We start from the raw sequence: 21,125 nt of genomic DNA, 5'->3' as shown, positions 1-21,125 counted from the left end.
GCCGGGAAACCGGCCCCTGCTTTTTTTGTGCCCGACTATCTCTCGGATATCCCCGTATTTGCGTTTTTTCCGCTCGCAGCCGTCGCCGGATTGCCCGATAATTCCTCCCCATGAACGCACCGTCCAAAGATCCCCAACTCGAGTCGCTGAAAGTCCCGCCGCATTCGATCGAAGCCGAGCAATCGGTGCTGGGCGGCCTGCTGCTCGATAACGCGGCCTGGGACCGCATCGCCGACTTCCTCGCGCAAAGCGACTTCTACCGCTACGACCACCGCATCATCTTCGAGCACATCGGCAAGCTGATTGCGGCCACGCGGCCGGCCGACGTGGTCACCGTCTACGAAGCGCTCGGCACCTCGGGCAAGGCGGAAGAGGTCGGCGGCCTCGCTTACCTGAACGCGCTCGCGCAGAACACGCCGAGCGCGGCCAACATCCGCCGCTATGCGGAAATCGTGCGCGACCGCGCGGTGCTGCGCCGGCTCGTGTCCGTCGCCGATGAAATCTCCGCCGACGCGTTCAACCCGCAAGGCAAGGAAGTCCGGCAATTGCTGGACGAAGCGGAATCGAAGGTGTTCTCGATCGCCGAAGACGGCGCGCGCGGCACCCAGGGCTTTCTCGAGATCGGGCCGCTGCTGACCCAGGTGGTCGAGCGGATCGACACGCTCTATCACACCGCCAATCCGAGCGACGTGACCGGCACGCCGACCGGCTTCGTCGATCTGGATCGTATGACCTCGGGCATGCACGGCGGCGAGCTGATCATCGTCGCGGGCCGTCCGTCGATGGGTAAGACGGCGTTTTCGATGAACGTCGGCGAATACGTCGCGGTCGAGTACGGACTACCCGTCGCGGTGTTCTCGATGGAAATGCCGGGCACGCAGCTCACGATGCGTATGCTGGGCTCGGTCGGCCGGCTCGATCAGCATCGCATGCGAACCGGGCGTCTGACCGACGAGGATTGGCCGAAGCTCACGCATGCGGTGCAGAAAATGAGCGAGGCACAGATCTTCATCGACGAAACCGGCGGTCTGAACCCGATGGAACTGCGCTCGCGCGCGCGCCGGCTATCGCGCCAGTGCGGCAAGCTCGGACTGATCATCATCGACTATCTGCAGCTGATGAGCGGCTCGTCGTCGGGCGAAAACCGCGCGACCGAAATCTCGGAAATCTCGCGTTCGTTGAAGAGCCTCGCGAAGGAGCTCGACGTGCCGGTGATCGCGTTGTCGCAGCTGAACCGCGGTCTCGAGCAGCGGCCCAACAAGCGGCCAATCATGTCGGACCTGCGCGAATCGGGCGCTATCGAACAGGACGCCGACGTGATCCTGTTCATCTACCGCGACGAAGTGTACAACCCGGACAGCCCCGACAAGGGCACTGCGGAGATCATCATCGGCAAGCAGCGGAACGGTCCGATCGGTCCCGTTCGGCTCACGTTCCACGGCCAATACACGAAGTTCGACAATTTTGCGGGCGCGCAGAACTTCTACGGCGGCGAGTGACGCAAAGCGCCGGGGGCTGTTGTAACGGCGCTGTCGCGAGTGCGGCAACGATGGCGGAACGGTACAATATGGCGCTTTTATGTCAGCCATGACGTGACCCATTTCCAGGATCCCAATGTTCGGTCGATTCATGCCCACCGAGGGCAAGTTCTTTGAAATCTTCAATTCGCACGCAACGTGCATCATCTCGGCAAGCCGCGAACTCGAACTCCTGATCGACAATCTGCAGGACGCCGAAACCCACAAGCAGAACGTACAAAAGGCCGAGAAAGCGGCCGACAAGCTCACGCACGAAGCCATCGACCTGCTGCACAAGACCTTCATCACGCCGCTCGACCGCGACGAGATCCACAAGCTGATCACGACGATGGACGACATCCTCGACCTGATGGAGGACGTCGCCACCGCGATCTCGCTGTACGACGTGCAAGCGGTCACGTCGGAGGCGAGCCAGCTCGCGCATATCTGCACGGCAACCTGCGAGCGCGTGCAGTTCGCGGTCAGCCTGCTGTCGGACATGAAGCAGGCGAGCCAGATCCTGAAGGCCTGCGAGGACATCGACCGGCTCGAATCGGAAGCCGACAGCGTGCTGCGCGCGGCGATGTCGAAGCTGTTCCGCGAGGAAGACGACGTCAAGGTCCTGATCAAGCTCAAGGCGATCTACGAGCTGCTCGAAACGATCACGGACAAGTGTGAGGATGTGGCCAACATCATCGAAGGCATCGTGCTGGAAAACGCATAATGCAATCGATACAACTCGCTATCTGGGTCGTCACCGGCCTGGTTGCCATTGCTTTGGTGTTCGACTTCATGAACGGTTTTCACGACGCGGCGAATTCGATCGCCACGGTCGTGTCGACCGGCGTGCTGAAGCCACAGCAGGCGGTGGCGTTCGCGGCGGCGTTCAACGTCATCGCGTATTTCGTGTTTCACCTGAAGGTGGCCACGACCGTCGGCAAGGGCACGATCGACCCGGACATCGTCGACCACTACGTGATCTTCGGCGCGTTGGTCGGCGCGATCGCGTGGAACGTGATCACCTGGGTGTACGGCATTCCGTCCAGCTCGTCGCACGCGCTGATCGGCGGCCTCGTGGGTGCGGCGCTCGCGAAGTCGGGCTGGGGATCGCTGAACTGGGATGGCCTGATGAAGACCGTCGCGTTCATCTTCATTTCACCGCTGCTCGGCTTCGTGCTCGGCTCGTTTTTCATGCTGCTGGTGTCGTGGCTGTACTTCCGCACGCCGCCTAGCAAGGTCGACCGGCGCTTCAGGCGTCTGCAATTGTTCTCCGCTGGCCTGTACAGCCTGGGTCACGGTGGCAACGACGCGCAGAAAACCATCGGCATCATCTGGATGCTACTGATCGCGACCGGCTTCGCGTCGATGAAGGCGGACGCGCCGCCGCTGTGGGTGATCGGCGGCTGCTATCTGTCGATGGGTCTCGGTACGCTGTTCGGTGGCTGGCGCATCGTGCGCACGATGGGCCAGAAAATCACGAAATTGAAGCCGGTCGGCGGCTTCTGCGCGGAGGCGGGTGGAGCGATCACGCTTTTTACCGCCTCGGCGCTCGGCATTCCCGTCTCTACCACGCATACGATCACCGGCGCGATCGTCGGAGTCGGCGCGACGCAGAAGCTGAGCGCGGTGCGCTGGGGTGTCGCCGGCAACATCGTCTGGGCCTGGATTCTGACGATCCCGGCTTCCGCGGTGCTGTCCGGCGGGGCCTGGTGGCTGGGCCACCACTTCCTGTAATCACCATGCGATGCAGACCTGCGCTGCCGGGTTCGGCTGAGTTTGGCTGAACAGCACGCGCGGGCTTCGGCGACATGCCGCCCATGGCATCGCACCGGTGTCCCTACGCAGTTCGACTAAAAAGCGCGTTGCACGACGCGTTCAGATCAGCGGCGCATTCGCACCATCCATCGGAATGATCGCGCCCGTCACATAGCTCGCGCGGCGGCTCGCGAGGAACAGCGCCACGTCGGCGATTTCCTCCGGCTTTGCATAGCGCCCGAGCGGCATCCGGGCCTGGCCGCGGGCCAGCGCTTCGTCGTTGCCAATGCCTTGCTGCGCCGCTTCCAGCCGGACCGCTTCCTCGACGCGCTCGGTCAGCGTCGAGCCCGGATTGATCGCGTTGATGCGGATGCCATAGCGCGCGTAGTAGTGCGCGAGGCCGACGGTCGCGAGCATCAGCGCCGCGTTGGCCGCGCCGCCTGCGATATGGATGTCGCTCGCGACCTTGCCGCCCATGCCGATGATATTGACGATCGTGCCCGGCTCGGCACCGCCGTTGGCTTTCGCGCGCTCGGCCATACGGCGCAGCACTTCCTGCTGCGGATAGATATACGGGAAATACTTCGCTTCCATCGTCGCGCGGAATGCGTCGGCATCGAGCGTCTCGGGGTCGTACCGGCGCGCGGCGCCGGCACTGTTGATCAGTACGTCGATCGGGCCCACGGCGGTGCTGACTTCCTCGACGATATCGGCGGCGCTGTGCGCTTCGTGCAGGTCGGCGCGCGTGCGGTGCACGTGGAATCCTTCCTGTTTCAGCTGTTCGTAGGCGCGCGCAAGGTTGGCGGGGTCGCGCGACACGATCGCGACCTTCGCGCCTTCCTGTGCGAAGGCGCGCGCGCAGGCGAAACCGATGCCTTTGCTGCCGCCGGTGATGAGCACCACCTTATTTCTGAGCCCGAGTTCCATGGTCGTTACCCGCCGTCGAAAGAATATCGATGACGATAGCAGATCACGGCGTCAGAAGTTGCCGTTCGCGAAACGGGCGATCGGGTCGTCGCTGCTTTGCGTGGGTGCGGGCACGCCGTGGGAAGCCGTCGACGCACGCATGAGCTGCACGGATCCAGTGCCTTCGGTCTGCTGCATCTGCCGCGCCTGGCGTTCCGCGATGGAGGCGGGTGGCGGCGGTTCGAATGCATCGGCGGCGGCGTCGATCGGGTCGGGTGAAGGTTGGGCAACGGTGCGGGCGGTCGTCGCGGACTGCATCGGTTGAGCGGGCGAACGAGCGCCGCTTTCATACGTGCTCGCCTGAGCCGCGGGGACCATCGTCGCTGCCACGGCGCCCGCTGAGCGTGCCTGCAGTTGCGCGGCGCCGAGGCCCGACGGTGGCGGCTCGAATTGATCGGCTTGCACGACGGGCGTGCCGCCGCCTGCACGGGTCGCCGGCGTCGCGCTCGCGACCGGCCGGGCCGTTGCCATCGACGCCGGGCCGGACAGCGCCGTCGGGCCCGCGTAGGTCGACGCTGCCGGAACTGCCACGGTTGTTGCCGTGCCCGTCGCCGCGGCCGCAGCACCTCGCTCGGTTTGCGGCGCCGCAGCCTGATAGCTCGGCGTATTGAACGGCGCCGGCGTTGCCGCCGGTCCCGCCATCCGGCGGATGCCGTCGAAGCGCTTCGCCCAGTAGGGATTGGTCAGATAGTCGAGCCGCACGGTGCCGCCCGTCGACGGCGCGTTGACGAAGCGCAGCTTGCCCACGTAGATGCCGACGTGCGAATGCGCGCGCCCCGTCGTGTTGAAAAAGATCAGATCGCCTGGCGCGATTTCGTCCGGTTCGATCGACTCGCCGCGCCCGCTCATCTCGGCCGTCGTGCGCGGCAGGTTCACCGACGCCGCGCGCAGCACGACGTACCGCACGAGCCCGCTGCAATCGAAGCCGCTGTCGGGCGTATTGCCGCCCCACCGGTAGGGCACGCCGACGAGACTCATCGCCTGAATGGAGATTTCCTCGCGGCCGATGCTGTGATCGACGAAGTGGGGAAAGCCGGGCGGCGGCGCGCGATAGGCGCCGTTCGCGACGACGCTGCCGCCTGACCCGCGCGACGTCTTCTGCGGCGCGCCGGCACAGGCGGCGAGCAGCAGGACGGGCAGCAGCGATAAGGCGAGTCGGCGCATGAAGACGGCACGGGCGGTAAGCGCCCATTTACTCACTGAGGATGTCGGGATGGTAGCCGCCCAACAAGGCTGCGGCAAGAATTGTTGATAAATTACTTGAAGTTTGTGCGCTAAGTGTTGCCTGCGTGGAACGCCGCGCAATAAAAAGGCCGCGTCCGGAACGAACCGGACGCGGCCTGCGATCAAAAGCCGGAAAAAAAACCGGCGAACCTCTAGAGAATCTCCGACGCGTAGTCAGCGAGGCGCGAGCGCTCGCCGCGCGCCAGCGTCACGTGTCCGCTGTGCGCCCAGCCCTTGAAGCGATCGACCACATAGGTCAGGCCCGAACTGCCCTCGGTCAGGTAAGGCGTATCGATCTGCGCGATGTTGCCAAGGCAGATGATCTTCGTGCCCGGACCCGCGCGCGTGACGAGCGTCTTCATCTGCTTCGGCGTCAGGTTCTGCGCCTCGTCGATGATCAGATACTTGTCGACGAACGTGCGGCCGCGCATGAAGTTCATGCTCTTGATCTTCAGGCGCGAGCGGATCAGCTCCTGGGTCGCGGCGCGGCCCCATTCGCCGGCGGCGTCGTCGGTTTTCTGCAGCACTTCGAGGTTGTCGTCGAACGCACCCATCCACGGCTGCATCTTTTCCTCTTCGGTGCCCGGCAGAAAGCCGATGTCTTCGCCGACCGGCACCGTCGCGCGCGTCACGATGATCTCGTTGTAGCGCTTGTCGTCGAGCACCTGCGCGAGACCCGCCGCGAGTGCGACCAGCGTCTTGCCGGTGCCGGCCTGGCCGAGCAGCGTGACGAAGTCGATGTCCGGATTCATCAGCAGGTTCAGCGCGAAGTTCTGCTCGCGATTGCGCGCCGTGATGCCCCACACGTTGTTCTTGTGGTGGCCATAGTCACGCAGCGTTTGCAGCAGCGCGGTCTTGCCGTTCAGTTCGCGCACCAGCGCATGAAACGCAGGCTCGCCGTTCTGCGGCTCCAGATAAACGAACTCGTTGACCAGCATCGACGCGCACAGCGGACCCGTCACGCGGTAGTACGTGGTGCCGGTTTTCGTGTCCTGCCAGCTTTCCATGCCCTTCGCGTGCCTGGTCCAGAAGTCTTGCGGCAGGGCGCGGATGCCCGTGTACAGCAGGTCGCTGTCCTCGAGCACCTGGTCGTTGAAGTAGTCTTCGGCGGGCAGACCGAGCGCATGCGCCTTGATGCGCATGTTGATGTCTTTCGACACCAGCACGACCTGGCGATCAGCGCGATCGCGCTGCAGCGCGCGCACGACGCCGAGGATCTGGTTGTCGGCCTTGCCTTCGGGCAGACCTTCGACCGGCTCGATCGCGGTCAGCCGGGTCTGGAAGTACAGCCGCCCGGAGGCCTCGCGGCTGCCTAGACGCGCGAGCGAAATGCCGTCGGCCATGTCGCCCGCGTTCGCGACGAGCGCGTCGAGCGTGCGGCTCACCTGACGCGCGTTACGCGCGACTTCCGACATTCCCTTCTTGTGGTTGTCGAGCTCTTCCAACGTCATCATCGGCAGATAGACGTCGTGCTCCTCGAAGCGGAACAGGCAGCTCGGATCGTGCATCAGCACGTTGGTGTCGAGCACGAAAAGCTTCTGCACCTCGGCTGGCGTGGCGCCCGCGCCACGTTTCTTGCGCGTGGCGGCAGGGCTCGCTGCGGCGGGCGCGGCGGCTGTTTCGTCCGTCCGCTGCTTCGCGGCAGGCGCGCGTGCGACGATCGGCTGCGCTTCTGTCGCGTCGGCTTCGAACTGCGGGCGTGCGGACGGAACCGGCTGCAACAGCGCGGCGGTCTGCCTCGCCTTGCGGCCGCGCGCGGGCGCGGGTTGCGCGGCGGGCGGCGACTCGACGGCGGGCACGGGCCACAACGTGGTGGCGGCGTTGGCAGCGTGCGCCATCGGTGTGGCGACATTGACGCGGCCGTAATCGGCCGACTCTGCGGATTCCCCTTCACGCGCCTGTTTTTTCGCGGCGGAGCGCGCGGGCGTGACGGCTTTGGCCTTGTATTCGTCAGGCGACAAAAGATTGCCGAGCTTGTTGGGGGGAGTAGGCAAAGGCATGGTTTCCCTCGAAATGATCGGGTCACATATCGTGCGCCGCCCGTCGCATTCTGACGATGCCCTCACGGGACATCGAGTCTGCGCGAGGAGGCGCGCATTCGGTCTAGAGATGCCGGTTCGCCTGGTTTTCGATAGGCTCCTTGACGGAAGCGCGTGAACCAATGAACGAACGGTCGCGCGCAATTAAAAAAGCCGCCGCCCCGGCATTCGGGGCAAGCGGCTCGACGATGATGCTCACGTTGCGCCTCACGCTCCGAACGGCACCGGTGGATCCGGTCAGGCGGCCGTCAGGGCTGGCGCAGCGGAGAACAATGTGGGGTGGACAGGCACTCATTGCGGGCCAATATAACGCGCATCAAAGCGCTTGTACAGCCTCCAGAATGTCGTCGACGTGGCCCGGCACTTTAACGCCGCGCCACTCGTGGCGCAGCACGCCATCGGCGTCGACGAGGAACGTGGAGCGCTCGATTCCCCGCACCTCTTTGCCATACATTTTCTTCATTTTAATGACGGCGAAGAGGGCGCACAGCGTTTCTTCCGGGTCGGAAATCAGCGGGAAGGGTAGTTCGAGCTTAGCCTTGAAGTTGTCATGCGAACGCAGGCTGTCGCGCGACACGCCGATCACTTCCGCGCCGGCTTTCTTGAACTTCGGATACAGATCGCGGAACTGCAACCCTTCGGTCGTGCAGCCCGGCGTGTTGTCCTTCGGATAGAAATACAGCACCACCTTCTTGCCCCGCAGCTTTGACAGCGTGATTTCGCCGCCCGTCGCGGCGGCGGTGAAGTCGGGGATGGGTTGGTCGACTGCGATGGACACGAGGTTCTCCGGTTGTTGGGGCTGGCGTCGCTAGGTGCCGCGGCGTCGGCCGGTCTGTCGTCGAGGTTGTTGTTGTTCGGGAATACGGTCGGCGCGCGGTTGTCCGATCGTCAGACCCGGCAAGGAAGCGGGTGACAGGCGGGCAACAGGCCGGCAACGGGCGGGCGACAAGCGGCGCGCCTTCTAACGGCTCCCGCGTCGCGGGCCTTCAGGGCTGGACGATCAGTTCGCCGGAGCGTCCCGGAATCTCGCCCCACGCGACAGGGTACGATGGCAGCGTGTCGCGGTCTAGCGTGGCGTAGTAATCGCCCATCGTCGCGAACGTGTGGCCCTGGGCGCGCCAGCCTTCGAGCAACTGTTCGAAAACCGGCGCGAGTTTCTGTCCTTCGAGTTCCGCGTGCAGCGTGAACACCTGGTCGTGCGGATTTTTTTCAGTTCGTTTCAGCATCCACGCGGCGACGTTGTGCGTATCGACACCATCGACACCGAGCACTTCGTCGAGCGTCGGGAGCGTGGTCGGCATCTGCACGTGCTTCAGCGTCCTGCCGTCGACCACCGGCAGATATGGCGAGTGGCCGCGGCCGTCGGAAGCGTAGCGCATGCCCCACGCGTCGATCTGCTCGAACGCGTGGCCGTTCATCTGCCAGCCCGCGGCGCCGTGCGTGACGGGCGGCGCGCCGAATATCTCGATGAACCGCGCGTGGCTCCGCTGCATCTGCGCGACGGTCCACGCGCGATCTTTGGCGCGCACGTTGTCCTGCCAGTACACGTGATCCCACGTATGGATGCCGCACTCGAAGCCGGCTTCGTGGATCGCGCGCATCTCGGCCGCGGCCTTCGCGCCGATGTCCGGACCGGGCAGCAGCACGCCGTACATCAACTGCCTGAGGCCGTAATGCTCGACCACCGACGTGCGCGACACCTTCTTCAGAAAGCCCGGCCGCAGCACGCGGCGCATCGCCCAACCGGTGTGGTCGGGCCCGAGGCTGAACAGGAAGGTGGCGCGCGCCTTGAAGCGGTCGAAGATGCGCGCGAGATTCGGCACGCCTTCGCGGGTGCCGCGCAGCGTGTCGACGTCGATCTTCAGGACGATGCGAGCCAAGGACGCGCCCTTATTGCTGTTCGACGAGTGCGCGGGCTTCCGCGACGTGGCCGCGATACGCTTCGAAAATCTTGCGCAGCGCTTCGTCGAAAGTCGACGTGGGTGCCCAGCTGAGTTCCTGCTTCGTGTTGTCGATCTTCGGCACGCGGTTCTGCACGTCCTGATAGCCGTTGCCGTAGTACGCGCCCGACGACGTTTCGACCAGTTGCACTTTCCTGGCCAAGTCCGCGTATTCGGGGAATTCGGCCGCCAGTGCCAGCATCTTGTGCGCGAGCTCACGCACCGAGAAGTTGTTGATCGGGTTGCCGATGTTGTAGATCTTGCCGGTGGCGACGCCGTTCTTGTTCTCGATGATCTTCATCAGCGCGCTGATGCCGTCGTCGATGTCCGTGAACGCGCGCTTCTGCGCGCCGCCATCGACGAGGCTGATGTTCTCGCCGCGCACGATGTGGCCGAGGAACTGCGTGACCACGCGCGAGCTACCTTCCTTCGGCGTGTAGATCGAGTCGAGGCCCGGGCCGATCCAGTTGAACGGACGAAACAGCGTGAAGTTCAGGCCTTCCATGCCGTAGCCCCAGATCACGCGGTCCATCAGCTGCTTCGAGCACGCGTAGATCCAGCGCGGCTTGTTGATCGGGCCGTACGACAGCTGCGATTCTTCCGGATCGAACTGCTCGTCCGTGCACATGCCATAGACCTCGGAGGTCGACGGAAACACCAGATGCTTGCCGTACTTGACGGCTGAACGCACGATCGGCAGGTTCGCCTCGAAGTCGAGTTCGAACACGCGCAGCGGCTGCTTCACATACGTTGCGGGCGTGGCGATCGCGACGAGCGGCAGAATCACATCGCACTTCTTGACGTGATATTCGACCCATTCCTTGTTGATCGTGATGTCGCCTTCGAAGAAGTGCATCCGCTCATGATTGACGAGGTCGCCGAGACGTTCGGTCTGCATGTCCATCCCGAACACTTCCCAGTCGGTGGTTTCGAGAATGCGTTTGGACAGGTGATGGCCGATGAAGCCATTCACACCCAGAATCAGGACTTTTTTCATGAATGAGATTGGATGAGCTGGGCGAATTCCGCCGGACTGACGGCAGACTCGCCGCCGTCGTGCTGATGCCGCAATTCGTGGATGTTGATCGCGCGGCCGTCGCCGCAGATCGCGAAAACGGCATTATCGCTTACGTGCAGGCCCAGGGGCAAATCCGAGCGGAGCGCGCCGGGCGCGGCCAGACGCGCGCGCGCGACGATGAAACGGCGTCCGTTCAGCTCGGTGAAAGCGCCCGGATACGGCGGCGCGACCGCGCGGATCAGGTTGTAGACCTGTTGCGCGGACTGATTCCAGTCGATGCGGCCGTCTTCCGGTTTGCGCCCGCCGTAGTAGCTGCCATGCGCGAGATCGTTCGGCAGATGCGGCGCCTCGCCCGCGAGCAGCGCCGGCAGCACGCGCCACAGCGTTTGCTCGGCGGCGACCGTGACCTTGTCGAAGACCTGCGCGGCGGTGTCGTCGGGCAGGATCGGCACCGGTGTTTGCGCAATGATCGCGCCGGCGTCGGGCTTCGCGGCCATTTCGTGCAGCGTTGCGCCGGTTTCGTTTTCGCCGTTGAGCACCGCCCAGTTGGTCGGCACGCGGCCGCGATACTTCGGCAACAGCGAGCCGTGCATGTTGTAAGCGCCCCGTGCGGCGATCGCGAGCAGGTCGAGCGGCAACATGTGGCGGTAGTAGAACGAGAAGATGAAGTCCGGCCGCGCGGCGCTCACCGCGGCGCGCAGTTCGGGGCTCTTCGGATCGGCCGGCGTGACGACGGCAATGCCGTGCCCGGCTGCCACCGATGCGACGCTGCCGAACCAGATGTTCTCGCTCGGGCTGTCTTCGTGGGTCACGACGAGCGCGACCTCGACGCCGCGCGCGAGCAGCACCTGCAGGCAGCGCACGCCGACGTTGTGATACGCGAATACGACGGCGCGCGGCTTCATGGATGGTGTCCCTGGTCGGCGACCGGCACCGGCTGCACGCCTTGCACGACGGTCTGACGCGGCGCTTCGGCGACGGCCCCGCCGTCGCGTTGCTCGAGAATGGTCTGCACCAGATAACGCGGCCGCGCACGCACCTGCTGATAGATCCGGCCGATGTATTCACCGAGCAGGCCGAGCGCGAAGATGATCACGCCGAGCAGGAAGAACGTGATGGCGAACAGCGTGAACACACCTTGCACTTCCGCGCCGATGACGAAACGGCGAATCAGCAGCAGGACGAACAGCGCCGCGGACCCTAGCGACAGGATCACGCCGATGAACGACAGCCATTGCAGCGGCACCACCGAGAAGCCGGTGACGAGGTCGAAATTCAGACGGATCAGCGAGTACAGCGAGTACTTCGACTCACCGGCGAAGCGTTCCTCGTGCGCGACCTCGATTTCCACCGGATTCTGCGCGAACGTGTACGCGAGCGCCGGGATGAACGTGTTGATTTCGCCGCAGCGGTTGATCGTATCGACGATATGGCGGCTGTAGGCGCGCAGCATGCAGCCCTGGTCGGTCATCTTGATGCGCGTGATGCGCTCGCGCAGATGATTCATCGCGCGCGACGCCTTGCGGCGCCACAGGCTGTCCTGGCGCTGCCGACGGATCGTGCCGACGTAGTCGAAACCTTCGCGCATCTTCGCGACGAGCTTGCCGATTTCCTCGGGCGGATTCTGCAGGTCGGCGTCGAGCGTGATCACGATGTCGCCGCGCGACTGCTCGAAGCCCGCGAGAATCGCCATGTGCTGGCCGTAGTTGCCGTTCAGCAGGATCACGCGCGTGGTGTCGGGGCGCGCGCGGAACTGCCCGGCGAGCAGCGCCGCGGATTTGTCGCGGCTGCCGTCGTTGATGAAGATCACTTCATAACCGGTGCCGAGCGCGTCGAGCGCCGGATAGAGGCGCGCGAACAGCGCGCCCAGTCCGGCTTCCTCGTTGTACACCGGAATGATGATCGACACTTCCGGTGCGACGGCGCGATGTTCCGAATAAGTCATGTCCGCTTATTTTCCGTAGTGTTCGCAAATTTCGTTGACCGCGCGGCACACGCGCTCGACGTCGCCTTCGTTCATCAGCGTGAAGAGTGGCAGCGTGACGGTGGTGGCGCCGAAGCGCTCCGCGTGCGGGAACATGCCTTCCTTGAAGCCGCGCGCGCGGTACAGGGAAAACAGGTGCAGCGCCGGGTAGTGCACGCCCGAGCCGATGCCGCGCTCCTTCAGCTCGCCCATGAAGCCGGCGCGGTCGATCGACAGTTTTTCGAGCGGCAGCGTGATCTGGAACATGTGCCAGTTGCTGTTTTCGAAGTCCGCGGGCGGCAGGCCGACGCCGAGCTGAACGGCCGCGCCGCCTTCGAGTTGCGCGAAGTACGCGCGCGCGAGCTTCTTGCGCTGCGCGATGAAGCGCTCGAGATGCGGCAGCTGGCCGAGGCCGACACGCGCGGCGACGTCGGTCAGGTTGTACTTGCCGCCGAGCACGTCGCAGTCCATGCCGTCGAAGCCGGTGCGCGTGATGCCCTGCAGCCGGTACTTCTGCGCGAGCACCGCTTCTTCCTCGTTGTTCAGCACCAGCGCGCCGCCTTCGACCGAGGTCAGGTTCTTGTTCGCGTGGAAGCTGAACGACACGATGTCGCCGAGCTTGCCGATGCGCTCGCCGTTCCAGGTGGAGCCGAATGCCTGCGCGGCGTCTTCGATCACGCGCAGCTCGTGCGCGCGGGCGATCCCGTACAGACGGTCCATGTCGACCGGCAGGCCCGACAGGAACACCGGCAGCAACGCCTTGGTGCGCGGCGTGATCGCTTTTTCGAGCAGGTCGAGATCGATGTTGCGCGTGATCGGGTCGATGTCGGCGAACACTGGCGTCGCGCCGGTTTCGAGGATCACGTTGCAGGTCGACACCCAGGTGGCCGGCGTTGTGATCACTTCGTCGCCGGGACCGACGCCGGCGATGCGCAGGCCGATTTCGAGCGTCGCGGTACCGGAATTGAAGGTGCGCACCGGGCGGCCGCCGCAGAACTCGGACAGCGCGGCCTCGAACTTCTGGTTCTGCGGGCCGGTGGTGATCCAGCCGGAACGCAGCACGTCGGCGACGCCCTGGATCGTTTCCTCGTCGATCTCGGGTTTGACAAACGGCAAAAACGGGACTTGTGACTGGCTCATGAATGCATCGCTCGATTGAAAGGGGCGCGGCCCGACGGGCGCGAAGTAAACCACAAACTACCCGCAAACCCAAGGCCGCGGCTTAAAAAACGCAACCGCTCAGCTTACCGCGGCCTACCTTACGTCACGCTTAGGCGGCGCGTGTGCCGCGCCGGTTCCTACGCGGGGCGCCGCGCCTAGCTGCGCGCGAGCACGACCACGCCGACGAGAATGATGCCGATGCCGACCAGCTTCTGCACCGACATCACTTCGCCGAACAGGTACCACGCGGCGATCGCGTTGACGACGTAGCCCAGTGACAGCATCGGATAGGCGATCGACACGTCCACGCGCGAGAGCCCGATGATCCACACCGCCACGCTGATCACGTAGCAGGCGAGTCCGCCGATGATCGGCGGCTGGGTTGCCAGCTTGAAGCCGATGGGCAGGATGTTCGCACGGGTGAATTCGAAGTGTCCAACGGCATTCGTGCCGGCCTTGAGCAGCAGCTGCGCGCCGGCATTCAGCGTGACGCCGGCCAGGATGCAGAACAGGGAAATCGGGTTCATCGAACGGTCTGGTTCTCGAAAGGGTTAGGGCTTTGCCGCGGGCGTGGAGACGGGGGCCGGCGTGGCCGATGCCGCGGGCCTCACTTCCACGACTGCCGAGGCGGCGTTAGCGGGGGTAGCGGGGGTAGCGGGTGCTGCCGCCGCCGCTGCGGCCGGGGCGGCGGCAGCCGCGTCGGCGAGCGGCTTCATCACCACCACGCGGCGCGGATCGCGCGCGATCACCTGCATCGGCACGCCTTGCTTGACGAGGCGGTCGTAGGTCGGCGGCGGGATCAGCGCGAGCGCGTAGCGATCGGCCTTCCAGCGCTCGATCCACGCGTCGACCGTCGGCACCCATTTTTGCGGCTCGACGGACACGCCGAATGCGAGCTCGTCCGGGTGCGCGACCATGATCATCGTGTGGCCGACGTAGAACGGCAGCGTGTGATCGAGCACGCCGACCGAGTAGAACGGCGTGTCGGGCGGCAGCTTCGCGAGTTCGGCCTTGATCGCGGGCGCGAGCGGCGCGCCGGAACTCAGGCGCCCGAACACGTCGTGGCCGGTGCCCGCGATGGTGCCGAGCAGCAGCCAGCCCGCGCCGAACGCGGCGAGGCTGCCGAGACCGACTCGCGCGTTGGCGCCCACGCCGCCCTGGCCGCGGCGGTTCAGCCACAGCGCGAACAGCGTGAGCACGAACGCGACGGCTAGCGCGGCGAGCACCCACACGCGGTATTCGGCATACAGCTCGGCCGGATTGCGCGCAGTGCCGAAGCGCGGCAGGAACAGCGCCGCGAACGCGGCGACCACGAAAAACAGCGCGTAGCCCGCCAGATGCCGGCGCAGCTGCTCGCGCGTGACGAGCGGCAGATACATGCCGATCAGCATCGCGATCGGCGGCGCGATCGGCAGCGTGTAGGACAGCAGCTTCGAGTGCGACGCGCTGAAGAACAGGAAAATGAAGACGATCCACGTGAGCATCAGCGTGACCGGCGCGAAGCCGTTCGGCTGACGCGGCTGGCGCCACGCGTGGCGCACGCTTTGCACGGTTACCGACAGCCACGGCAGGAAGCCCACCAGCAGTACTGGCACGAAGTAGTAGAACGCGCCGGGGCGATTCTGCTCGGGCGTCAGATAGCGCTTGAACTGCTGAACGACGAAGAAGAAGTTCAGGAATTCCGGATTGCGCTGCTGCACGAGGACGAACCACGGCGTCACGATCGCGAGAAAAACGATCAGCCCGCTCACCAGATGCAGACGCTTCCACAGCGCCCAGTCGCGCGCGATCAGCGTGTAGAGCACCAGCACCGCGCCCGGCAGGATCAGCCCAACCAGGCCCTTCGAGAGCACCGCCAGCGCCATCGACGCCCAGCACACCCACATCCAGCCGCGCACGCATGGGGGCCGCAGGTTCGGGCGCTGGGCGAGCAGCAGCGCGCACAGCGTGAGCGCCATCCAGAGCGACAGGCCCATGTCGAGCGTATTGAAGTGGCCCATCAGGTTCCAGTACGGCGAACAGGCGAGCACGAGTGCCGCGAACACGCCGGTCGCCGCGTTGAACACGCGGGCGCCGGTAAAGCCGATCAGCAGCACGCCGGCGAAGCCCGTCAGCGCGGTGTAGAGACGCGCCTGCCATTCGCCGATGCCGAACCACGCGAACGTCAGCGCGTTCGCCCAGGTTTGCAGCGGCGGCTTCTCGAAGTACTTGTAGCCGTTGTAGCGCGGCGTGATCCAGTCGCCGGTCAGGAACATTTCGCGCGCCATTTCGGCGTAGCGGCCTTCGTCGCTCGGCAGCAGATGGCGCCAGCCGAGCGGCACGAACCAGATCACGGCGAGAACCAGCACCAGCAACAGGATCGCGGTGCGATTGAGCGGTAGCCTCGACGGCGTATCGTTCATGAAATATCAACCCTTCTTGTTATCGACGGCGCGCGCACGGGCGCGACGCGGGGGGCCAGAACCGGGCCGGCCGGGCGCGCCGGCGCCAGGCACGCTCAGGCCTCGATCAGCAACGCGGCCGCGACCTTGCGGCCCTCGGCCATCAGAATGTTGTAGGTGCGGCAGGCGGCCTTGAAGTCCATCGTTTCTACGCCGATGCGTTTCGCGGTCAGCGCGGCGGTCAGGCGCGGGTGCGGAAAGCGCAGCCGCTCGCCGCTGCCGAACACGACCACTTCGGGCGCGGCGTCGACCAGCATCGCGAAATGCTCGGCGCTCAACTGCTCGAACGACGAGACGGGCCAGGGAATGACCGGCGCGTCCGGCAGCACGAGAATACTGCCCGCGTGACGCACCAGATTGATTTCGACGTAGTCGGCGCCGTAGCCGGTAACGGTATTGAGCGCGCCGCTGGAATCCTGATGTAATTTCAAATTGGTTTTCCGAAGTCGTCGTGAGACGTCATGCGTGTTGCCGGCCTGGCTGCACGTCGCACAGGCCGCGCGGTTCGACGCGTGTCACACACGAGAAGGCCGAAAAGGCTTGCCGATGCGGTGGTGCATTGCGGAAGTCGGCCAAAATCCGCTAAATTATAACTTTTTAGCCGCCTTGCGGCGCCCCTCGCTCAAGTGCCGCCACAAGCCGCGCTGGGCACATCGGCGTGGCCCACCGGCCACCTGGGTTGGCATCGCCCGCTTTCGCTGCGTTTTTTTCCACGCCGGAACCCGGAAAGCCGCGGCCGCTCGACAGTTCGACCCATTTCGCGGCTGGCCGCCGTCGCCGCCGCGTCCGAATTCCCCGTAGCGGTGAATCAGAGCGGCCCGGCGTCGTCAGCCAGGCCCCGTTTGCCCCAAGGTTTGCCCCAGCCATCAACCAGGATCAAGTGCCCGCCGTGAAACCGATTCTCAAATCCAACAAGTTGTTGAATGTCTGCTACGACATTCGCGGGCCCGTCCTCGAACATGCGAAGCGGCTCGAAGAAGAGGGTCACCGCATCATCAAGCTGAACATCGGCAATCTGGCACCGTTCGGCTTCGAGGCGCCGGACGAGATCATTCAGGACATGATCCTGAACCTGCCCAGCTCGTCGGGCTACTCCGACTCGAAGGGCGTGTTCGCCGCGCGCAAGGCGATCATGCACTACACGCAGAAAAAGGGCGTGCACGGCGTCGAACTGGACGACGTCTACCTCGGCAACGGCGCGTCCGAGCTGATCGTGATGGCGCTCCAGGGCCTCGTCAACGACGGCGACGAAGTGCTGCTGCCCGCGCCCGATTACCCGCTGTGGACCGCCGGCGTGAGCCTCGCGGGCGGCACGCCGGTGCACTACATCTGCGACGAGTCGAATAGCTGGATGCCCGACCTCGATGACATCCGCGCGAAAATCACGCCGAACACGCGCGCGCTGGTCGTGATCAACCCGAACAACCCGACCGGCGCGCTGTACTCGGACGAACTGCTGCTCGGCCTGATCGAGATCGCGCGCCAGCACGGCCTCGTGATCTTCGCCGACGAGGTGTACGACAAGATCGTCTACGACGGCAAGACGCACACGTCGCTGGCGTCGCTGTCCGAAGACGTGCTGACCGTCACGTTCAACAGCCTGTCGAAGAGCTACCGCTCGTGCGGCTATCGCGCCGGCTGGATGGCCATTTCGGGCCTGACCGGCGAGAACCGCCGGCTCGCGAAAGACTATCTGGAAGGGCTCGGCATCCTCGCGTCGATGCGGCTGTGCCCGAACGTGCCCGGCCAGTACGCGATCCAGACCGCGCTCGGCGGCTATCAGAGCATCAACGACCTGATCGTGCCGGGCGGGCGCCTGTACAAGCAGCGCGAGCTCGCCTACGACATGCTGACGGCGATCCCCGGCGTGAGCTGCGTGAAGCCCGAGGCGGCGCTGTACATGTTCCCGCGCCTCGACCCGAAGGTGTATCCGATCCAGAACGACCAGCAGTTCATCCTCGACCTGCTGCTCGAAGAGCGCGTGCTGCTCGTGCAGGGCACTGGCTTCAACTGGAAGACGCCGGATCACTTCCGTGTCGTGTTCCTGCCGAACGTCGACGACCTCGCGGATTCGATCAACCGGATCGCGCGCTTCCTCGACGGCTACCGCAAACGTCACACAGCCTGAGCCGGGGTCGCGTACGATGTGGCGCCTGATGTGTCAAATGAGGCGCGCCGCTCGTGCCACCCCCGACACCCTTTTCAAACCTCTACTAGAAACACACGCTGCATGGAACCGATCAAAGTTGGACTGCTGGGCTTCGGCACGGTAGGCAGCGGGACCTTCACGGTACTGCGCCGCAATCAGGAAGAAATCAAACGTCGCGCGGGTCGCGGCATCGAGATTGCGCGCATTGCCGTGCGCAACCCGGCCAAGGCGACCGCGGCGCTCGGCGGCGAAGCCGGCAGCGTGGCGCTGACCGATGACTTCAACGCGGTCGTCGACGATCCTTCGATCGCGATCGTCGCGGAAATGATCGGCGGCACCGGCATCGCGCGCGACCTCGTGCTGCGCGCGATCAACAACGGCAAGCACGTGGTCACCGCCAACAAGGCGCTGCTCGCGGTGCATGGCACGGAGATTTTCGAGGCGGCGCGCGCGAACGGCGTGATGGTCGCGTTCGAGTCGGCGGTGGCGGGTGGCATTCCGATCATCAAGGCACTGCGCGAAGGGCTGACGGCGAACCGCATCCAGTACATCGCGGGCATCATCAACGGCACGACGAACTACATCCTGTCGGAGATGCGTGACCGTGGGCTCGATTTCGCGACCGCGCTGAAGGCCGCGCAGGAGCTCGGCTACGCGGAAGCCGACCCGACCTTCGACATCGAGGGCGTCGACGCGGCGCACAAAGCGACGATCATGAGCGCGATCGCGTTCGGCGTGCCGGTGCAGTTCGACCGCGCGTACGTCGAAGGCATCAGCAAGCTCGCCGCGATCGACATCAAATACGCCGAGGAGCTCGGCTACCGCATCAAGCTGCTCGGCATCACGCGCCGCACCGACAAGGGCATCGAGCTGCGCGTGCACCCCACGTTGATTCCGGAAAAGCGCCTGCTTGCGAATGTGGAAGGCGCGATGAACGCGGTCGTCGTGCATGGCGACGCGGTCGGCACGACGCTGTACTACGGCAAGGGCGCGGGCGCCGAGCCGACGGCTTCCGCCGTGGTCGCCGATCTCGTCGACGTGACGCGTCTGCACACGGCCGACCCCGAGCACCGCGTGCCGCATCTGGCATTCCAGCCGGACAGCCTGTCGAACACCCCGATCCTGCCGATCGAAGAAGTCACGAGCGGCTACTACCTGCGCCTGCGCGTCGCCGACGTGACCGGCGTGCTCGCCGACATCACGCGCATTCTGGCGGACACCGGCATTTCGATCGATGCGCTGCTGCAAAAGGAATCGGAGCTCGTCGACGCGAACGGCAAGGGCGAAACCGACATTCTGCTGATCACGCACGAGACGGTCGAAAAGCAGGTCAATGCCGCGATCAGGTCGATCGAGGCGCTCGAGACCGTCGTCTCGCAAGTCACGAAGCTGCGCATGGAAGCGCTGAACTAGGCCGAACTATGAACTACCTCTCCACGCGCGGCGCCGGAGCCGGCGAGCGCCATACCTTCTCCGAGATCCTGCTCGGCGGTCTCGCGAAAGACGGCGGCCTGTATCTGCCGGCCGACTATCCGCGCGTCACCCCGGATGAACTCACGCGCTGGCGCACGCTGCCGTACGCGGATCTCGCCTTCGAGATCCTGTCGAAGTTCTGCGACGACATTCCCGCCGACGACCTGCGCGCACTGACGCGCAAGACCTATACGGCGGCGACCTACTGCAACGTGCGCGACGACGAAAGCGCCGCGCAGATCACGCCGCTGAAGACGCTCGGCGTCGAAGACGGCGCGCCGCTGTCGCTGCTCGAACTGTCGAACGGTCCGACGCTCGCGTTCAAGGACATGGCAATGCAACTGATCGGCAACCTGTTCGAGTACGCGCTCGCGAAGCATGGCGAAACGCTGAACATTCTCGGCGCGACGTCGGGCGACACCGGCAGCGCCGCTGAATACGCGATGCGCGGCAAGAAGGGCATCCGCGTGTTCATGCTGTCGCCGCACAACAAGATGAGCGCGTTCCAGACCGCGCAGATGTACAGCCTGCAAGACCCGAACATCTTCAACCTCGCGGTGCAAGGCGTGTTCGACGACGCGCAGGACATCGTGAAGGCGGTGTCGAACGATCACGCGTTCAAGGCGAAGTACAAGATCGGCACGGTCAACTCGATCAACTGGGCGCGGGTCGTCGCGCAGGTCGTCTATTACTTCAAGGGCTACTTTGCCGCGACGAAGTCGAACGCCGAGCGCGTGTCGTTCACGGTGCCGTCGGGCAACTTCGGCAACGTGTGCGCGGGTCATATCGCGCGCATGATGGGTCTGCCGATCGAGAAGCTCGTCGTCGCGACCAACGAGAACGACGTGCTCGACGAGTTCTTCCGCACTGGTATCTACCGCGTACGCAAGGCGGCCGAGACGTATCACACGAGCAGCCCGAGCATGGACATCTCGAAGGCATCGAACTTCGAACGCTTCGTGTACGACCTGCTCGGCCGCGATCCGGCGCGCGTGCTGCAATTGTTCCGCGACGTCGAGGAGAAGGGCGGTTTCGATCTCGCGGCAAGTGGCGACTTCGCGCGCGTAAGGGAGTTCGGTTTCGTGTCGGGCAGCAGCAGCCACGACACCCGCGTCGACACGATCCGCGACGTGTTCCAGCGTTACGACACGATGATCGACACGCACACGGCCGACGGCGTGAAGGTCGCGCGCGAGCATCTGCAGCCCGGCATTCCGATGATCGTGCTCGAGACCGCGCAGCCGATCAAGTTCGGCGAGACGATCCGCGAGGCGCTGCTGCGCGAGCCGGAGCGGCCGGCGGCGTTCTCGGGGCTCGAGTCGCTGCCGCAGCGCTTCGAGGTCGTGCCCGCGGATGCGCAGCGGGTGAAGGACTTCATCGTCGCGAATACCGGCGAATAAGGGCGAGCGGGCCGCGTGTCGCTTCACGTTGATTGACGCCAACGCCCGCACTACGAGAAAACGCTGGCCGCACCCTCCG

Annotated in this window: 19 protein-coding genes; 6 read left to right on the top strand and 13 right to left on the bottom strand. The window is 64.9% G+C overall.

Annotation, left to right across the window (positions count from 1 at the left end; translation table 11 throughout):
* Window positions 1-110: 110 nt before the first annotated feature.
* From OKW38_RS10645 to OKW38_RS10635, 3 genes are all read left to right on the top strand, one after another.
* The gene (locus OKW38_RS10645; protein WP_090804563.1) at window positions 111-1,499 is read left to right on the top strand and encodes a replicative DNA helicase; all 1,389 of its coding nucleotides are present in this window, start codon (window positions 111-113) and stop codon (window positions 1,497-1,499) included.
* Between the two features lie 115 nt (window positions 1,500-1,614).
* The gene (locus OKW38_RS10640; protein ID WP_090804567.1) at window positions 1,615-2,241 is read left to right on the top strand and encodes a DUF47 domain-containing protein; all 627 of its coding nucleotides are present in this window, start codon (window positions 1,615-1,617) and stop codon (window positions 2,239-2,241) included.
* Window positions 2,241-3,251 (top strand): inorganic phosphate transporter, encoded by a 1,011-nt coding sequence (locus tag OKW38_RS10635; protein ID WP_184029113.1) that lies wholly within the window; start codon window positions 2,241-2,243, stop codon window positions 3,249-3,251. The genes OKW38_RS10640 and OKW38_RS10635 overlap by 1 nt, the downstream gene beginning before the upstream one ends.
* Window positions 3,252-3,392: 141 nt before the next feature.
* Here the strand turns inward: OKW38_RS10635 and OKW38_RS10630 are convergent, their stop codons facing one another.
* The 13 genes from OKW38_RS10630 to OKW38_RS10570 all read right to left on the bottom strand — a co-directional run bounded on the left by OKW38_RS10630 (window position 3,393) and on the right by OKW38_RS10570 (window position 16,455).
* Entirely contained in the window at window positions 3,393-4,199 is an 807-nt protein-coding gene (locus OKW38_RS10630; RefSeq protein ID WP_090804571.1) for an SDR family oxidoreductase, read from the bottom strand.
* Between the two features lie 51 nt (window positions 4,200-4,250).
* Window positions 4,251-5,402 carry an NlpC/P60 family protein gene (locus OKW38_RS10625; protein ID WP_429361347.1) on the bottom strand — a complete coding sequence of 384 codons (1,152 nt, stop codon included), beginning with the start codon at window positions 5,400-5,402 and terminating at the stop codon, window positions 4,251-4,253.
* A 212-nt stretch (window positions 5,403-5,614) separates the two neighbouring features.
* A complete protein-coding gene (locus tag OKW38_RS10620; RefSeq protein ID WP_090804575.1) occupies window positions 5,615-7,462 on the bottom strand; it encodes a PhoH family protein in 1,848 nt (615 codons plus the stop codon).
* A 103-nt stretch (window positions 7,463-7,565) separates the two neighbouring features.
* A complete protein-coding gene (locus OKW38_RS10615; protein WP_260321379.1) occupies window positions 7,566-7,700 on the bottom strand; it encodes a hypothetical protein in 135 nt (44 codons plus the stop codon).
* Between the two features lie 117 nt (window positions 7,701-7,817).
* Window positions 7,818-8,279 (bottom strand): peroxiredoxin, encoded by a 462-nt coding sequence (locus OKW38_RS10610; RefSeq protein ID WP_429361345.1) that lies wholly within the window; start codon window positions 8,277-8,279, stop codon window positions 7,818-7,820.
* A 208-nt stretch (window positions 8,280-8,487) separates the two neighbouring features.
* Window positions 8,488-9,381, bottom strand: coding sequence for a polysaccharide deacetylase family protein (locus tag OKW38_RS10605; protein WP_090804579.1), 894 nt, complete (start codon window positions 9,379-9,381; stop codon window positions 8,488-8,490).
* A gap of 10 nt (window positions 9,382-9,391) precedes the next feature.
* Window positions 9,392-10,438: a bifunctional UDP-4-keto-pentose/UDP-xylose synthase gene (locus tag OKW38_RS10600; RefSeq protein WP_090804581.1), complete on the bottom strand. Its 1,047-nt coding sequence runs from the start codon at window positions 10,436-10,438 to the stop codon at window positions 9,392-9,394.
* Window positions 10,435-11,364 (bottom strand): formyltransferase, encoded by a 930-nt coding sequence (locus OKW38_RS10595; RefSeq protein WP_429361343.1) that lies wholly within the window; start codon window positions 11,362-11,364, stop codon window positions 10,435-10,437. Before OKW38_RS10595 ends, OKW38_RS10600 begins: the two co-directional genes overlap by 4 nt.
* Window positions 11,361-12,404: a glycosyltransferase gene (locus OKW38_RS10590; protein ID WP_090804585.1), complete on the bottom strand. Its 1,044-nt coding sequence runs from the start codon at window positions 12,402-12,404 to the stop codon at window positions 11,361-11,363. Before OKW38_RS10590 ends, OKW38_RS10595 begins: the two co-directional genes overlap by 4 nt.
* Window positions 12,405-12,410: 6 nt before the next feature.
* Window positions 12,411-13,562, bottom strand: a complete 1,152-nt coding sequence (locus OKW38_RS10585; RefSeq protein ID WP_429361341.1) for a DegT/DnrJ/EryC1/StrS family aminotransferase — start codon at window positions 13,560-13,562, stop codon at window positions 12,411-12,413.
* Window positions 13,563-13,738: 176 nt separating this feature from the next.
* The gene (locus tag OKW38_RS10580) at window positions 13,739-14,110 is read right to left on the bottom strand and encodes an SMR family transporter (RefSeq protein WP_013089326.1); all 372 of its coding nucleotides are present in this window, start codon (window positions 14,108-14,110) and stop codon (window positions 13,739-13,741) included.
* Window positions 14,111-14,134: 24 nt separating this feature from the next.
* Window positions 14,135-15,985, bottom strand: coding sequence for an ArnT family glycosyltransferase (locus OKW38_RS10575; protein ID WP_090804587.1), 1,851 nt, complete (start codon window positions 15,983-15,985; stop codon window positions 14,135-14,137).
* Window positions 15,986-16,080: 95 nt separating this feature from the next.
* Window positions 16,081-16,455 (bottom strand): Mth938-like domain-containing protein, encoded by a 375-nt coding sequence (locus OKW38_RS10570; protein WP_090804589.1) that lies wholly within the window; start codon window positions 16,453-16,455, stop codon window positions 16,081-16,083.
* A gap of 449 nt (window positions 16,456-16,904) precedes the next feature.
* On the opposite strand from OKW38_RS10570, the gene OKW38_RS10565 reads away from it, so the two are divergent.
* From OKW38_RS10565 to thrC, 3 genes are all read left to right on the top strand, one after another.
* Window positions 16,905-18,152 (top strand): pyridoxal phosphate-dependent aminotransferase, encoded by a 1,248-nt coding sequence (locus OKW38_RS10565; protein WP_090804591.1) that lies wholly within the window; start codon window positions 16,905-16,907, stop codon window positions 18,150-18,152.
* A gap of 102 nt (window positions 18,153-18,254) precedes the next feature.
* Entirely contained in the window at window positions 18,255-19,586 is a 1,332-nt protein-coding gene (locus tag OKW38_RS10560; protein WP_090804593.1) for a homoserine dehydrogenase, read from the top strand.
* Between the two features lie 8 nt (window positions 19,587-19,594).
* Complete coding sequence (gene thrC, locus OKW38_RS10555; protein WP_429361339.1) at window positions 19,595-21,046, top strand: threonine synthase; 1,452 nt, start codon at window positions 19,595-19,597, stop codon at window positions 21,044-21,046.
* The last annotated feature ends 79 nt before the right edge of the window (window positions 21,047-21,125 follow it).

The organism is Paraburkholderia sp. MM5496-R1 (genome assembly GCF_050436205.1).
In the GTDB taxonomy this organism is placed as follows: Bacteria; Pseudomonadota; Gammaproteobacteria; order Burkholderiales; family Burkholderiaceae; genus Paraburkholderia; species Paraburkholderia tuberum.
Note: the sequence above shows the minus strand (reverse complement) of the source record. Positions and strands in the feature narration are given on the sequence as shown.

Coding starts and splice junctions, on each gene's coding strand:
- OKW38_RS10645 (WP_090804563.1), top strand. CDS start 111: ATGAACGCACCGTCCAAAGATCCCCAACTCGAGTCGCTGAAAGTCCCG.
- OKW38_RS10640 (WP_090804567.1), top strand. CDS start 1,615: ATGTTCGGTCGATTCATGCCCACCGAGGGCAAGTTCTTTGAAATCTTC.
- OKW38_RS10635 (WP_184029113.1), top strand. CDS start 2,241: ATGCAATCGATACAACTCGCTATCTGGGTCGTCACCGGCCTGGTTGCC.
- OKW38_RS10630 (WP_090804571.1), bottom strand. CDS start 4,199: ATGGAACTCGGGCTCAGAAATAAGGTGGTGCTCATCACCGGCGGCAGC.
- OKW38_RS10625 (WP_429361347.1), bottom strand. CDS start 5,402: ATGCGCCGACTCGCCTTATCGCTGCTGCCCGTCCTGCTGCTCGCCGCC.
- OKW38_RS10620 (WP_090804575.1), bottom strand. CDS start 7,462: ATGCCTTTGCCTACTCCCCCCAACAAGCTCGGCAATCTTTTGTCGCCT.
- OKW38_RS10600 (WP_090804581.1), bottom strand. CDS start 10,438: ATGAAAAAAGTCCTGATTCTGGGTGTGAATGGCTTCATCGGCCATCAC.
- OKW38_RS10595 (WP_429361343.1), bottom strand. CDS start 11,364: ATGAAGCCGCGCGCCGTCGTATTCGCGTATCACAACGTCGGCGTGCGC.
- OKW38_RS10590 (WP_090804585.1), bottom strand. CDS start 12,404: ATGACTTATTCGGAACATCGCGCCGTCGCACCGGAAGTGTCGATCATC.
- OKW38_RS10585 (WP_429361341.1), bottom strand. CDS start 13,562: ATGAGCCAGTCACAAGTCCCGTTTTTGCCGTTTGTCAAACCCGAGATC.
- OKW38_RS10580 (WP_013089326.1), bottom strand. CDS start 14,110: ATGAACCCGATTTCCCTGTTCTGCATCCTGGCCGGCGTCACGCTGAAT.
- OKW38_RS10575 (WP_090804587.1), bottom strand. CDS start 15,985: ATGAACGATACGCCGTCGAGGCTACCGCTCAATCGCACCGCGATCCTG.
- OKW38_RS10560 (WP_090804593.1), top strand. CDS start 18,255: ATGGAACCGATCAAAGTTGGACTGCTGGGCTTCGGCACGGTAGGCAGC.
- thrC (WP_429361339.1), top strand. CDS start 19,595: ATGAACTACCTCTCCACGCGCGGCGCCGGAGCCGGCGAGCGCCATACC.